This window comes from Paraburkholderia oxyphila NBRC 105797 (genome assembly GCF_000685075.1).
In the GTDB taxonomy this organism is placed as follows: Bacteria; Pseudomonadota; Gammaproteobacteria; order Burkholderiales; family Burkholderiaceae; genus Paraburkholderia; species Paraburkholderia oxyphila.
This window is the reverse complement of the sequence record NZ_BAYD01000063.1, coordinates 30561-44726: the sequence shown is the minus strand read 5'-3', so window position 1 is coordinate 44726 and position 14166 is coordinate 30561. Positions and strand designations below refer to the sequence as shown.

Annotated in this window: 10 protein-coding genes; 4 read left to right on the top strand and 6 right to left on the bottom strand. The window is 62.5% G+C overall.

The genetic code is table 11. The annotated features are described in order from the left end of the window. Positions 1–377: 377 nt before the first annotated feature. Positions 378–2105, top strand: a complete 1728-nt coding sequence (locus tag BO1_RS31370; RefSeq protein ID WP_028220939.1) for a methanol/ethanol family PQQ-dependent dehydrogenase — start codon at positions 378–380, stop codon at positions 2103–2105. Between the two features lie 81 nt (positions 2106–2186). Continuing rightward, positions 2187–3419: a c-type cytochrome gene (locus tag BO1_RS31365; RefSeq protein WP_028220938.1), complete on the top strand. Its 1233-nt coding sequence runs from the start codon at positions 2187–2189 to the stop codon at positions 3417–3419. A 268-nt stretch (positions 3420–3687) separates the two neighbouring features. Here BO1_RS31365 and pqqE read toward each other — a convergent pair whose 3' ends face one another. From pqqE to BO1_RS31340, 6 genes are all read right to left on the bottom strand, one after another. Then, positions 3688–4812 (bottom strand): pyrroloquinoline quinone biosynthesis protein PqqE, encoded by a 1125-nt coding sequence (gene pqqE, locus BO1_RS31360; RefSeq protein WP_028220937.1) that lies wholly within the window; start codon positions 4810–4812, stop codon positions 3688–3690. After that, positions 4812–5093 carry a pyrroloquinoline quinone biosynthesis peptide chaperone PqqD gene (gene pqqD / locus BO1_RS31355; RefSeq protein ID WP_028220936.1) on the bottom strand — a complete coding sequence of 94 codons (282 nt, stop codon included), beginning with the start codon at positions 5091–5093 and terminating at the stop codon, positions 4812–4814. The genes pqqE and pqqD overlap by 1 nt, the downstream gene beginning before the upstream one ends. Beyond that, positions 5090–5809 carry a pyrroloquinoline-quinone synthase PqqC gene (pqqC, locus tag BO1_RS31350; RefSeq protein ID WP_028220935.1) on the bottom strand — a complete coding sequence of 240 codons (720 nt, stop codon included), beginning with the start codon at positions 5807–5809 and terminating at the stop codon, positions 5090–5092. Before pqqC ends, pqqD begins: the two co-directional genes overlap by 4 nt. A gap of 2 nt (positions 5810–5811) precedes the next feature. Continuing rightward, positions 5812–6735, bottom strand: a complete 924-nt coding sequence (pqqB, locus tag BO1_RS31345) for a pyrroloquinoline quinone biosynthesis protein PqqB (RefSeq protein WP_028220934.1) — start codon at positions 6733–6735, stop codon at positions 5812–5814. Between the two features lie 67 nt (positions 6736–6802). After that, positions 6803–6877 carry a pyrroloquinoline quinone precursor peptide PqqA gene (gene pqqA / locus BO1_RS58165; RefSeq protein WP_006485436.1) on the bottom strand — a complete coding sequence of 25 codons (75 nt, stop codon included), beginning with the start codon at positions 6875–6877 and terminating at the stop codon, positions 6803–6805. Between the two features lie 271 nt (positions 6878–7148). Next, positions 7149–9119 carry a sigma-54-dependent Fis family transcriptional regulator gene (locus BO1_RS31340; RefSeq protein ID WP_028220933.1) on the bottom strand — a complete coding sequence of 657 codons (1971 nt, stop codon included), beginning with the start codon at positions 9117–9119 and terminating at the stop codon, positions 7149–7151. A 780-nt stretch (positions 9120–9899) separates the two neighbouring features. Here BO1_RS31340 and BO1_RS31335 point away from each other — a divergent pair. Together BO1_RS31335 and capB are read left to right on the top strand one after the other, a co-directional pair. Next, complete coding sequence (locus BO1_RS31335) at positions 9900–12083, top strand: TonB-dependent receptor (protein ID WP_322788550.1); 2184 nt, start codon at positions 9900–9902, stop codon at positions 12081–12083. Between the two features lie 321 nt (positions 12084–12404). Next, complete coding sequence (gene capB / locus BO1_RS31330) at positions 12405–14156, top strand: caprolactamase subunit beta (protein ID WP_028220931.1); 1752 nt, start codon at positions 12405–12407, stop codon at positions 14154–14156. Positions 14157–14166 lie beyond the last annotated feature (10 nt).

Genomic DNA, 14166 nt, shown 5'->3' with positions numbered 1-14166 from the left:
CCGAGATCGAGCAAGGCGCCCAAAGGCCATAGATCTTTGTCGCGCAACGGCGCTCGCAGCGCGATGCCAGGGCGAATGCTCACCCCTTAGCAGTGTCCCGTTGCGCAACACCTCGCGCGTGAGCTGTACCACGCTGCAACAGCGTCGCGGTGCGCGCGGCGTACGGCCACATCGCGTGGTGGTGCGTTTCATCCCTACGCGGTGCCCCGCCGCGCCTGGTGAAGTGAATGGCATACGACTTGCGTTAGAGACCGCGCAGCCCGACTGCATTCAATCGATGCTGGCGCTGGCCGAATGGCATGGCGTCGACACTCAACAACGTTGTATCGGATCGGAGCAGGTGCCAGTGCGCCCATTCCGATCGACAGGAGACAAGGATGAAAGCACGCTTGGCTTCGGCCGCACAGCCCGCACTGCTTGCGATGGCAGTCGCGGCGGTCGCGGCGATGGGGCTGGGATCGGCGGCGACAGCCGGCGAATACCCTCCAGTGACTTTCGAACGACTGACCGCGGCGCAGAACGACCCCGGCTGGCTCACGTATTACCGCACTTACAACGGGCAGGCCCATTCGCCGCTCAAGCAAATCGACGTCTCGAACGTCAAGAACCTCAAGGAAGTGTGGAGCTACAAGTTCCCCGCCGAACTCAAGCAGGGCTTCGAAGCGACGCCGATCATCAACGGCCGCTATCTGTTCGTCAGCACACCAAAGGACAACGTCTATGCCTTCGACGCGGTAACGGGCAAGCAGCTCTGGAAATACGAGCCGAAACTGGGTCCTGAATCGTTCAAGACCGCGTGTTGTGACGTGGTCAACCGCGGTGTGGCGCTCTATGGCAAGAACGTCTACATCGCGATGCTGAGCGGCGAGGTCGTGGCGCTCGATGCGCAGACGGGCGCGCTCGTGTGGAAGAAGCAGATGTTCGATCCCGGCATTGGTTACGCGTTCTCGCTGGCGCCGCTCGCGCTGGACGGGGCGATCATCGTCGGCAATTCCGGCGGCGAATATGGCGCGCGCGGATTCATTGCTGCCTTGAATGCGGACGACGGTTCGATTCTCTGGAAGCGCTTCACGATTCCGAATGCCTCTGAGAAGGACGGCAAGACCTGGCCAGACGGCATGCAGGAGCACGGCGGCGCGCCGGCGTGGATGACCGGAACCTACGACGTGGCAACGAAGACGCTGTACTGGGGAGCCGGCAACCCGGGGCCCTGGCTTGCGGACTTGCGCCCCGGTGACAATCTCTACTCGGACTCTCTGCTCGCACTGGACCCGAAGAACGGCGATCTCAAGTGGCACTATCAGTACACGAAGCACGACACCTGGGACTACGACGGCGTGAACGCCGCTGTACTGGCCAAAATCTCCTATGAAGGGAAGGATTACGACGCCATCATCCACGCTGACCGCAACGGCTTTTTTCACGCGATCGACCGCAACACCGGCAAGCTGATCTACGCGAGACCGTTCGTGGCGGCGAAGTCCGTGACCGGCTACAACGCCGACGGCTCCCCGATTCAGGACCCCACGAAGTACCCGAAAGCCGGCACGACGATCGAGACCTGCCCGAGCTTCCTCGGCGGCAAGAACTGGTGGACGCTCTCGTACGACCCCGACAGGCATCTGGCGATCGTTCCATCGTTGCATGCCTGCATGTCGCTGACCGGCAAGTCGGTGAACTTCATGGAAGGCCTGCCATACCTCGGCGAAGGCTTCGAGATCAAGCCGGAGCCGGGCAGCAAGGGCTATGGCGAGTTGCAGGCGATCGACGTCAACACGGGCAAGAAGGTCTGGAGCCATTGGAGCAAGCTGCCGTGGAACGGGGGCGTCGCGACGACGGCGGGTGGCCTTGCCTTCAGTGGTTCGCTCGACGGGCACCTGTATGCGTTCGATGAAGCCACGGGCAAGACCGTGTGGCAAAGCCCCAAGCTCGCGAGCGGCATCATCGCACAGCCTTCCGTCTTCGAAGTCGACGGCACGGAGTACGTAGCGATCCTGACCGGCTATGGCGGCGCCAACCCGATCTGGGGCGGCCCGATGGCGAAGGCGGCCGAGAAGGTGCCGCTTGGGGGAACGCTTTACGTGTTCGCACTCAGCCACGGCTGATTCTCTCGATACAGGCACGGCGATGCGCGCTTCGGTTGCGCCTTCGCCGTGATACCCCTGCACGTACCGGAATGCACGATGATGAAACCTCGACTCAACTCATTCGCCGTCGCCAGTATGCTGATGGCCGGCGCGGCGCTTTCGCCCAGCTTCGCAAGCGCGGATGTGCGTGTTTGCACCTTTCCTGGCAGTCCTTCCGCGACGCTCGATCGTGCGGTCGCCCAGGAGGCGTTCCGTACCGCCGGGATCGCGGTTACGGTGACGAGCGGCGCATTCGACGGCAGTGACGACGACGGCGTGTCGGTGAAGGAGCTCCACCGTGCACTCGGCAAGCGCTGCGACGTGATTGCAGGATTCCCGCGCTCATCGGTTGCCGATGCGTCCGGCAGCAAGCTGCGTTTCTCTCCCGGCTATTTGCGCTCCGGGTATGTCAGCATCACGGCGAGCGGCGGGAGCGCGTTGCGCCCGGCCGAAGACATCGTCGCAGCGACGTATGCGACCCCCGCCCATCTGATCGCGGTTCAGGAGCACAACGTCAAGCTGGATCTGGAAAGCACGCCGGAGCAGACCATTGCCGCGCTCGCGGCGGGTCATGCGCGGCGCGCGATCGTCTGGTATCCAGCCGTCGTCGCTTATACGTTGGCCCATCCGCAAGAGCGCTTCGCAATTTCGGGCACCACGTCGCCCTATGCCGACTGGCATCTGGTTTTTGCGTTTGAACAGAAGGATGCCGTGCTGCAACAGCGTATCGATTCGGCACTGGCCAGGATGAAGGCCGACGGCAGGCTGGCGGCCCTGACGCAGCATTGGACGCTGCCCGCAACGGCGTTGGCCGCGCGTCCGGATACCGCTGAATTCGGCTACCGCGATGGTCCGGTTCGACTCGCCGCGGTGTCGACGAACGAGCTTGCAGGCTCCGGGGTGGCCGCGCGAGGCGCATTCGTCAAGGTCGATGCGAGCGTGGGCGGGGACGGTCCGTCGTTCGACAGCGCTCAGGTCAAGCACGGCAAGAGCCTCTATTCAAGCGCGTGCGCGAAGTGCCATGGCGCGGATCTGAAGGGCCTCAACGCTCCTGCGCTGAGCGGACCGGCGTTTGCTCCTGCGGCGCATGCGCACCTGACCATCGGCGGCGTGTTCGGCTACATGTCGACCAACATGCCGGCGGACCGCCCCGGAAAGCTCAAGGATCAGGACTACGCCGACATCATGGCGTTCCTGCTGTACTCGAACGGCTACACCGCAGGTACGACGAAGCTGACCGCGGATAGCGCGAAGTCGTCCACGACGCCGCTCAACGGCAAAGCGCAGCAATAAATCCAGTCGTCAGTTTCACGTTGCAAACGCGAATCGCGCTGCGTGTCGCCAGATCGGCGACGCGCAGCGTGCCCGCTCATTCATTTCCCAGCAGCGTAGTTCATGAGTTCGACCCGCAGAATTTTTCTCGCCCATACCCTTGGCTTATGCGCAGCGCTGGCGCTTGCTCGCGAGTCGTTCGCGGAGCCGGCGCATCTTTCCGAAGACGAACTGGCGGCGCAGGCGCTAGCGGGCCGCCGGGTCGGCCGTGCCCCGGCCCCGGCGAACGCTACCCGAAGCGCCTGGAGTTTTCGCGGCTTCGAAAGACCAGCAGTCGTTCATCGCCTTCGCATGTCGGAATCCGCGCAAATCTGACCGCGTGTTCGATCGCAGCGTGATGATTGGACTTCGAACAAACGGGATCGGCCGCCGCTGCGTCGCCGGTCAGCATGTAGGCCTGGCATCGGCACCCGCCATGATCGGCCTCTCGCTCGTCGCAGTTGCGGCAGGGTTCGCGCATCCAGGCGTCGCCTCGATAAGCATTGAAACCCGAGCTGTGATACCAGATGTCCGCGAGGGAAGTGTCGCGCACATTGGGAAAATCGAGTCCCGGCAGAAATCGTGCGGCGTGGCAGGGTAAGGCGGTTCCATCCGGCGCGACCGCGAGGAACACCGAGCCCCATCCGTTCATGCAGGCTTTCGGCCGCGTCTCGAAGTAGTCGGGCACGACGTACAGAATCCGGCAGCGCTCGCCAATGCGCTCGCGATAGCGATTGACGACCGCTTCGGCCTCGCGAAGCTGCTCGGCTGTCGGCATCAGTTGCTCACGATTTAGCATCGCCCAGCCGTAATATTGGGTGTTTGCAAGTTCGAGGTATTCGGCGCCCATGTCGAGCGCCATCTCGATGATCTGCGCGACGTGCGGGAGATTGAAGCGATGCAGCACGCAGTTGAGCACCATCGGGTAGTCGTACGCCTTGATCAGGGTCGCGACGCGCTGCTTGCGCTCGAAGGTGCGTGTACTGGTGAGGAAATCATTGAGTTCGCGGGTCGAATCCTGAAACGACAGTTGAATATGGTCGAGGCCCGCGCGCTTGAGCGCGTCGATGCGCTCTTCGTTCAAACCGATACCGGAGGTGATCAGATTCGTATAGAACCCGAGCCCGCGCGCGTATGCCACCAGCGTTTCGAGGTCGTCGCGCAAGAGCGGTTCGCCGCCGGAAAATCCGATCTGCGCGGCCCCCATTTTTCGCGCTTCGCCGATCACGCGGCACCAGGTATCGGTGTCGAGTTCCGCTTCGTGATGCGCAAAGTCGACCGGGTTGTAGCAAAACGCGCAATGCAGCGGGCACCGATAAGTCAGCTCGGCGAGCAGCCACAGGGGCGGGGAGGCGGGATGGGAGTTGGCGTGCATCATTCTAGCCAGCCGCGCTGTCGCGCGTGATCGATGAAGCGATAGACGTCGACTGCAAGATCGGAGACGTTGAATAGCGCCTCCAGTTCGGTGATGATTTCGTCGAGTTCGCGCGTGCCGTCGCATCGCGCGAGAATCTCGCCGGCACTCGGATTGAGTTTGACCAGACCTTCGGGATACAGCAGCACGTAGGCACGCTGCGTCTCTTCCCACTGGAGCCTGAACAACTTCCGCAAGCGAGGGCAGGGGCATGCGCGGTTTTCGGCTTCGACGATGTTCATATTGGATACGCCTTGTCGATGGCATCGAGCATCGACCACAAAATGTCGAGCTTGAATCCGAGAATGGCGAGCGCGCGCTGTTGCGCTTCGCGAGTGGTGAAGTAAGCGAGCGTCACGGCGAGCCCATGTTCGACATCGCGTTGTGCAAGCGGAATACGGCTGCGAAAGTATTGCAGCCCTTGCGGCTCGATCCACGGATAGAGCGAGGGCCAACCGGCCAGCCGCTCGCGATGGATCTGCGGCGCGAACATTTCCGTGAGCGAAGAGCAAACCCCTTCTTGCCACGGCGCACGCCGCGCGAAATTCACGTACGCATCGACGGCAAAGCGCACGCCTGGCAATACGTGCTCGAGCGACCAGAGCGCGCAACGCTCGATTCCAACCGCATCGGCAAGACGTGCCCATGCCTCGATGCCGCCGGCGTCTGCGCCGTGACCGTCATGATCGTGGATGCGCTCGATCCAGATTCGCCGGGTTTCCCGGTCCGGGCAGTTCGAAAGAATGGCCGCGTCTTTCAGCGGAATGTTGATCTGGTAGTAAAAACGATTGGCGACCCACCCGCGAATCTGTGGGGGGGAGCACTGCCCCGAATTCATGCGCAGATTGAACGGATGGTGGATGTGATAGCGCGAGCCGAGCGCGCGCAGATGCGTTTCGAACTCGTCCGCAGTCCAGGGCGTCGAGTCGGGAATCGCAGAGGGCAGCGGTGCGTTCATGGCTAGACCTGAAAATGCATTCCGTCGTGCGCGACTTCAATGCCGCGTGCGCGGATGACGGCGTGCTCGGCGGAATGGTGATTGAGAATCGGATTCGTGTTGTTGATGTGAATGAGCACCTTGCGGGTGGTGCGAGGCAGCGTGTCGAGCAATTGGACCATGCCTGGCGTGCCGTCATGACCGCATTGCGCGAGATGGCCCATGTCGGCGGCCTCTTTGTCGGACAAGCCGAGGTCGATCATCTCGGTCGAGCGCCAGAACGTGCCGTCGACCAGCACCAGTTGCGCGGATTGCATGGCCTCGCGCACGGCGCTCGAAGCCGAGGTCAGCCCTGGCGCATAGAACGCGCGAGTGCCGCTCGCGACGTTTTCGATCAGCAGGCCGATGTTGTCACCCGGTGCCGAGGCAGCGCGGCGCGGCGAATAGGGGGGCGCTTTGCTGTCGATCTCGATCGCCGTGAAGCGAATGCCCTTGGCCGCCGGAATTGCAAAAGGCTCATTGAGCGTGATCTCGTTACGCTCCACGCCGCAATAGTGGCTCAATAGCGGAACGATCGGAAAGCCGCTCGACAAATCGTCGAATACGGGGCGGCATGCGTAGAGCGGCAACGGTGTCGTGCGCTCGCGCAACATCAGGAGGCCAGTGACGTGATCGATTTGCGCATCGATCAACACGACGGCCGCAATGCCACTGTCGCGTATGGCGCGGGCCGGTTGCAGTTCGGGGTGGGCCCGCAACTGCGCGAGTAGATCGGGGGATGCATTGATCAGAATCCAGTCGATGCCATTTTCGCTCACCGCAATCGACGATTGCGTGCGCGGTCTGACTTCGCCTGCACCGTGGCGTGCGCTCGTGCAGTTCGTGCAGTTGCAGTTCCATTGAGGCAGTCCACCGCCCGCACCCGAGCCGAGAATCTGGATCTTCATGTCTGTGATCCTTGAGCCGCCGCATGTCACCGTGATTGAGGCGCGCGAGCGGCGGCCCGGGATGGCGTTAGCGGTTGGCGATGTACATCGTGATTTCGAAACCGAAGCGAAGGTCGGTATAGCTGGGGGTCGTCCACTGCATGGTCGTCTCCTTGAATGAAGCGTTTGGTCGAGGAACCGCGTTTGAGAGGCGGTCCGTGTCGATTACGCAAGCTCCATGCCGGGCACTGGGCGAATCGCATGGCTATTTCGGCGTGCTCAGCAAGCGCGGGTGCTTCTTGAGGGCATTGGCCGACAGAGGGGTTGCCGCACACGGGCTTGTTTCGCGACTAGTGAGGCGGTCAATGGGATTCGCACAGGCTGTTGCATATTGGCGCACCGGATGTTGCAAACCAGGACAGATGTACCGCGCGTCACGCATTGCCATCGTCGTTTCCGGCATCCGGCGACGACAGCCTCTTTCGATAGATCGTGTTACGGGAGACACCCAGCGCTCGCGCCGCGGCAGACACATTGCCGCCGTGCTGGGCCACGGCGGCCGTGATCGCGTGTGCGGCAACGTCCTGAAGGCGTGCGCTGGATGGTGGCGTCAGACCGGAGCTGGCGGCTGTCGCTGCCACCGTGGCCTGAACGTCCTCCAGAAAATCGTCCGGTAAATGCTCGATCCGAATTTCTCCGTCTTCATCGACCATCGCCGCAGCGGTGCGCATGAGGTTGCCGAGCTGACGAAAGTTGCCAGGCCAACGGCATCGCTCGAAGAGCGCCATGACTTCCTCCGAGACGCTCAGCGGGGGGCCGCTCGGGCGGTTGAGCGACTCTTCTCTCAGCATGCTTTCGATGACATGTGGGAGGTCCGTTCTGTCGCGCAGCGGCGGCAGTTTCACGACCAATCCGTTGAGGCGGTAGTAAAGGTCCTCACGGAAGCGCCCGAGGGAGATCATTTCGCGCAGGTCCCGGTGAGTGGCGCAAATGATTGCGATGTCCACCGGGATCGACTTCGCCGATCCCAGGGGATCCACGACCCTTTCTTGCAGCACGCGCAGCAGACGCACCTGGAGCGGGTAGGGCATGTCGCCGATCTCATCGAGAAAGAGCGTGCCGCCATTGGCTTGCAAAATCCGCCCAAGGGCGCCCTTGCGTTTTGCGCCGGTAAATGCGCCCTCTTCATAGCCGAACAACTCGGACTCGATGAGGCTCTCCGGTATCGACGCGCAGTTGACCGCGACGAACGGCGCGGCGTGGCGGGGCGAGTCGTTGTGTATGGCCTGGGCGAGCAGCTCCTTGCCGGTGCCGGTTTCTCCGGTCACAAGAAGCGGGATGTCCTTGCCGATGATTTTGCGGACTTTGGCGATGACAGCCGAGACTTGCGGGTCCCCCGTCTCGAGGTGACTGAGGCGCGACCGCACCTCGTGCATTTCGCCCACTGGCCGCAGGATTCCCGATGTCGTCCTCGGTTCGGCCACGCAACCATCGGCGTGCGTCGGTGCGGGTTGCCTGAACTCGACGTTGGCGCGTACGCGCTGCCCGTTTCGCAGCGTGAGCGAGAGATGCCGCCCCTGGCTATCGCGTGATTGGTCGATCAATTCAGAGCTGGAGAGTCCGAATAGCGACGACAGCGTATGCGCGCGCAAGCCAGCGAGCGTGAGGCCGAGCTGGAATTGCGCACTGCGGTTTGCCGACAGGAAGCGTCCGTCCGAAGTAAACGCCGCAATGCCTTCCATCAAGGTGCCGAGAAACTCCGGGCGTTCATGGAAGGAGATTTGCAAGGTGGTTCGGAAAGTCGTCGCAAAGAGATGGTTTTCGATGAGCTGAACAGACATTTTCGCGAGCGCCATGGTGTGCTGGTGGTAGCTGTGATGATCGCCCGTTACGTCGAGTACGCCGCTCAACTCGCCGTACGGGTCGAATATCGGCACGCTGGAGCACGTGAGGAACCGGTTCGCGGCGAGATAGTGCTGATCGCCGTGAACGACGGTGGGACGGCACTCCGCAATGGCGGTGCCGATCGCATTGGTGCCCTGACGCGTTTCGGCCCAGTTGGCGCCCGGGCGTAGCGCGACTTTCTCAGCGCGCATGAGAAAGTCGTCATCGCCGATCGAATGCAGGATGAGGCCCTCGGCGTCGGTCAGCACGATCATGCTTTGCGTATTGGCGATCTGCTCGCGAAGCGTCTCCATGACGGGCGCCGCGTGCACACACAGGATGCGGCTCTGCTCGCGCTTCAATGCCAGATCGGCCGTAGAAAGGACGTCGTAGTCCGGGTGCATCGAAATGCTCAGCCCGTAGGTTTCCGAGCGTTCATGGGATCTCTGGATCGAGGGCGTAAGCCAGCCCGCTTCCTGGGAAGCCGGTCCTGTATCGCCGCGATCGGAATCGTCGCGCATTGTCTCCTCCTGCTGCGGGTCCGGTCGGGGCGCCGGAACCTCACAGGCCAAACAGTAAGCCCGGATGGCGCCTGGCCGCTGCGTCGTGGCTCTGGGCGCCTTGGCGCATGGTGACGCGCAGAGGTCAGTCTGATTTGATGCAAATCAAGAGTTGCGATAGTTAAGTACGTACTGTGCCTGGCCCGATTTGACGTTCACTCGCGCAGATTTCACTCGCAAGCGGGCGCCCTTATTAAGGCTTTCATTTGTCTGAATAGCGCCAGCCGGACCGTGACATCGGATCGATTTCGGATCCGCTCACGCAAGTTCCAGGCCATTGCCGTGACGAACTTCCTTGAACTCGGGGAGCCTCCGGTCTGGCTGCGCGTTGTTGCATCCTGGAACAGCTTCCGTCTGACGTGTTCCGAAAGATGACAAGTCCGGCTCCCACCATGGCGGCAGCCCTGGCAACGCCATTCCGATGATGGCGGCCCGCCGGTTTCGAATGCGGTTCGACAGGGCGTGCTTGCCACCCCCCGTGGCACGGTTCTCGCTGATTGACGGCCCATCGTTGCTTGGGGGGCGAAAGCACTTTCGGCAACGAGAACCCATTAAGACAACTACGCAATATCGAGGAGACGAATGATGAGGGCAGTCTGCCGACTGAGTCATCGGAGTGGCAATAGACTCTACGTTGGCTTTGCTTTGTGTTCCGGATGCGTGCTTGCGAGCGTCAGCGCGACGACGTGGGCACAGGCCGATGCCGCTGCCGCCGGCGCCGTACCACCAGCTCCGGGCGCTATGCTGGCCGCTTCCGCCAGCGCATCGACCCTCGCCCCCGTCATCGTAGTCGGAGCGACGCCGCTGCTCGGTATCGGCACGCCGCTCTCGCTCGTGCCTGCGAACGTGCAGATCGTGCACGCACAAGACCTCGAGGCACAGCACCGCAGCACGCTCACCGACTTCTTCGAGAAGAACCTGGTGAGCGTCGACATCAACGAAGCGCAGGGCAACCCCTACCAGATCGACATCAACTATCGCGGCTTCACCGCCTCGCCGCTGCTGGGCACGCCACAAGGCCTGTCGGTGTTCCTGGACGGCGTGCGGGTCAACGAGCCGTTCGGCGACGTCGTGAACTGGGACCTGATTCCCCAACAGGCAATCGACACGATTCAGCTGATACCAGGCTCGAATCCGGCCTTCGGACTCAACACGCTGGGCGGCGCGATCGCGATCTCGACGAAGAACGGCAAGCAGGATCCGGGCGGCGAGGCCGAGGTGACGGGGGGGGCATGGGGCCGAAAAACCGCGCAAATCGAGCAAGGCGGCACAATCGGCCAGAACCTCGACTACTACGTGACCGGTACCGCCGCGAATGACGACGGCTGGGCCGACCACAATTCGAGCCGGGTGCGCCAGGGCTTCGGCAAGCTGCGCTACACGGATGCCGACACGACGATCTCGCTGTCCGCGGGCGGCGCCGACAACGACTTGCAAGGCACGCAGACGATACCGCGCTCGTTCCTCGACGACTTTCGGCAAGCGTACACGTTCCCCGACCAGAACTTGAACAGCGTCGGCTACGTGACGCTCGCGGGCGACCACTACTTCAACGACCACGTGGAATTGAGCGGCAACGTCTACTTTCGGCGCTTCCTCAACACGAACGTCAGCAGCAACAACAACACCGATTTCGGACAGCTCCAGCCTGACGGCTCGACCGACCTGCTCGAAGGCACAAACGTCAAATCGGTGATCGGCACCGACAGCTACGGTGCCAGTCTGCAGTTGACGCTGCTCGGCAAGCTCGCAGACATGCAGAACCAGTTGGTCGCGGGCATCGCCGCCGATTTCGCCAATTCGCACTACACACAATATTCGCAGGACGCATACTTTACGGCGTCGCGAGCGACGGTCGGCATCGGCGACTTCGTCCAGCAGGTCGACGCGAAGACGCGCGACGGCAATCTCGGGTTCTATCTGCAGGACACGCTCTCGCTGACGAAGCAATGGTCGCTGACGCTCGCGGGTCGCTATGACTGGGCGAAGGCCGACATTGGCGACGAAAGCGGTTTTCAGCCGCTGCTCGACGGCAGTCATGTGTTTTCGCGCTTCAACCCGGCGATCGGCTTGAACTGGAACCCCACGCCCGGCTTCACCGCTTACGCAACCTACAACGAAGGGATGCGCTCGCCGACCGCGATCGAGCTGACCTGCGCCGATCCCGCCGCGCCGTGCTCGCTGCCGAACGATTTCCTGGCGGACCCGGCGCTCAAGCCGGTCGTTTCGAAGACGTTCGAACTGGGCGCGCGCGGCAAGCTCGGCAGCACGACGACGTGGAGTGCTGCGCTCTACAACACGACGCTGCACGATGACATCGAGTTCATCAGCACGCCAACGACTACCCAGGGTTTCTTCCAGAACGTCGGCAACACGCGTCGGCGGGGGATCGAGCTGTCCGCGCACACCCAGTTCGGGCCACTGGGCGTGAGCGCGAACTACAGTTACGTGGACGCGACTTTCCGCTCGACCTGGGTCGAAAGCAGCCCGAGCAATTCGAGCGCGGACGCCCAGGGCAACATCACCGTCAGGCCTGGCGACCACATTCCCGGCATCCCCGCGAATACCGTCAAGCTACGGCTCGACTACGCGGCCACGCCGAAGTGGAACATCGGCGCGAACCTGACCTGGCGCAGCAGCATCTATGCGCGCGGCGACGAGAACAATGAGGACGCGAACGGCAAGATCGCCGGCTATTTCCTGATCGATCTCGATACGACCTGGCAGGTTACCCGGCAACTGCAGGTGTTTGCGACGGTGTCGAACCTGCTGAACAAGCGCTACGCGAGCTTTGGTGTGCTCGGGCAAAACTTCTTCAACGGTCCGAGTCACACATTTGACGGGTTTGCACCCGTCAACGAACAGTTCGTCGGGCCGGGCGCGCCGAGGGGCGTATGGGTCGGGATGCGGTACGCGTGGCGGTGAAGCAACTCGCCGCCCGGCCTCGTTGCTGGCTGTCCTTTGCCGCGCGATATCGCGATTCTTGAACTCGATTCCAGATATCGAGCTGGAGCGAACGATGCAGTCCGGTCAGCACCACTATGGCTGAACGGGCTTGCTGCGTGTACTGGGTTCGCCAGCAGCACAGTCCGCGTGTATGGCCCGCAGCGGCAGCACAACACGCGTGCGCACGCGGCCCACTGTGCATTGTCCGGCCAATTTTGCCTGCCTACTCTCGTTCCCATCCGTCACGGATCGGGCGCCGCATCGGTAGCCCGGATAAACACCTATCAGATGGAGACAGTAATGGCACGAGATGTCGATCCGATTACGCTTGCCGTCGTGCGCGGCGTGCTCGAGACCACTCAGCGCGAGATGACCATGACGCTGGAGAAGACCGCGCGCTCGAGTGTGTTCAACGTCGCACACGATTACAGCAATGCGATCTTCAACGAACGCCCGGAGATGGTCCTGCAAGGCCAGGATATTCCGATTCACCTCGGCGGGCTGATTCCAGCCATGAAAGAGGTCGCACGCTTCTTCGGCGACGACCTGCACGATGGCGACATCATCTACCACAACGACCCGGTCTACAAAGGCAGCCACATCGTCGATTGCTGCATGTACAAGCCGGTGTTCTACAAAGGCAAGCTGGTGTTCTGGACGGTGTGCAAGGGCCACGTGACCGACATCGGCGGTCCGGTGCCAGCGGGTTACAACCCGGACGCGAAGGAGATCTACGCAGAGGGACTGCGCATTCCGCCCGTCAAGCTGTGGGATCGCGGTGTCGAGCGCTACGACATGGTCAATTTCATGTTGAGCAACATGCGCTCGCGCCGCGACCAGGAGGGCGATCTGAAGGCACAGCTTGGCGCAGTCAACGTTGGCGCGCGCAACCTGATCGCGCTGCTCGACAAATACGGTGTCGAGACGGTGCGTTCCTGTATCGACGAATTGATGGACATGGCCGATCGCCATATGCGCCAGATTATCCGTGCGGTCCCGGACGGCACTTATGAGGCGAGCGCGACGCTCGAGGATTCCGGCCACGGCTTCGGCGAGATCGTGATCAAGGCGACCGTGGACATCGCCGCGGATACGTGCCGCATCCGCATCGAGAGTCCGCCGCAGATTCCCTATTTCATCAACTCCTACGAAGGTAATTCGATCTCGGGTGTCTACCTCGGCCTGATGATGTTCGCCCAGCTCGATCCGCCGTATAACGAGGGGCTCTACCGCTGTGTGAGCGTCGATCTCGGACCCAAGGGGACGTTGTGCAACGCACGCGAGCCTGCGCCGCACGTGAACTGCACGACGACGCCAATGGAAACGCTCGCCGACGCGGTGCGCCTCGCGCTGGAAAAGGCGCAGCCCGAACGCGCCGTGGGCTCCTGGGGGCATTCCAGCGGGGTGAACATTGCGGGGCACGACCAAAGAAATGATGAGGAGTACGTCACGATGGTGCTGGCGTCGCTCGTGTCGGGAGCGGGGGCGACCGGCTACATGGACGGCTGGCACGCGTGCGGTCCGCAGTCCTGTTTCGGAGCGCTTTATTCGGGCGACATCGAGACGCTCGAATACTCGTATCCCATCCTGATCCATCGTTACGGGCTGGTCACGGACAGTGCCGGGGCGGGCCAATATCGCGGCGGCAGCGGCACGGTCTGGGAAGTCGAGCCGATCGGCCACGAGATGACGGTTGTGAGCTTCGGGGAAGGGCGCAAGCTGCCCGCGATCGGCGCCAACGGTGCATCGAGCGCCTTGCCGCAGACCAAACTCGGCCGCGTCGATCTGAAGCGCCACGGCAAGGTGATCGAATCGCATCAGGAGAACGCGGTGATGACGGTGCGCGACGGCTATTGCCTCGCGACGTACAACCCCGGCGGCGGCGGCTGGGGTTCGCCGCTGCTGCGCGATCCCGGGCAGGTCGCGACAGACGTGCGCAACGGCATTGTTTCGATTGGCGCGGCGCGCGCCGAGTACGGCGTGGTGATCGACGAAGAGAGCCTGCGCGTGGACTGCGCCGCCACCGATGCGCTGCGCGCCAGCCGCCGCTAACCCCAAGACG

Bases quoted from the DNA above. Each gene is read 5' to 3' on its own strand.
- pqqC (WP_028220935.1), bottom strand. From the start codon at position 5,809: ATGAACGCACCGCTGCCCTCTGCGATTCCCGACTCGACGCCCTGGACT.
- pqqE (WP_028220937.1), bottom strand. From the start codon at position 4,812: ATGCACGCCAACTCCCATCCCGCCTCCCCGCCCCTGTGGCTGCTCGCC.
- capB (WP_028220931.1), top strand. From the start codon at position 12,405: ATGGCACGAGATGTCGATCCGATTACGCTTGCCGTCGTGCGCGGCGTG.
- pqqD (WP_028220936.1), bottom strand. From the start codon at position 5,093: ATGAACATCGTCGAAGCCGAAAACCGCGCATGCCCCTGCCCTCGCTTG.
- BO1_RS31335 (WP_322788550.1), top strand. From the start codon at position 9,900: ATGCTGGCCGCTTCCGCCAGCGCATCGACCCTCGCCCCCGTCATCGTA.
- pqqB (WP_028220934.1), bottom strand. From the start codon at position 6,735: ATGAAGATCCAGATTCTCGGCTCGGGTGCGGGCGGTGGACTGCCTCAA.
- BO1_RS31340 (WP_028220933.1), bottom strand. From the start codon at position 9,119: ATGCGCGACGATTCCGATCGCGGCGATACAGGACCGGCTTCCCAGGAA.
- BO1_RS31365 (WP_028220938.1), top strand. From the start codon at position 2,187: ATGAAACCTCGACTCAACTCATTCGCCGTCGCCAGTATGCTGATGGCC.
- BO1_RS31370 (WP_028220939.1), top strand. From the start codon at position 378: ATGAAAGCACGCTTGGCTTCGGCCGCACAGCCCGCACTGCTTGCGATG.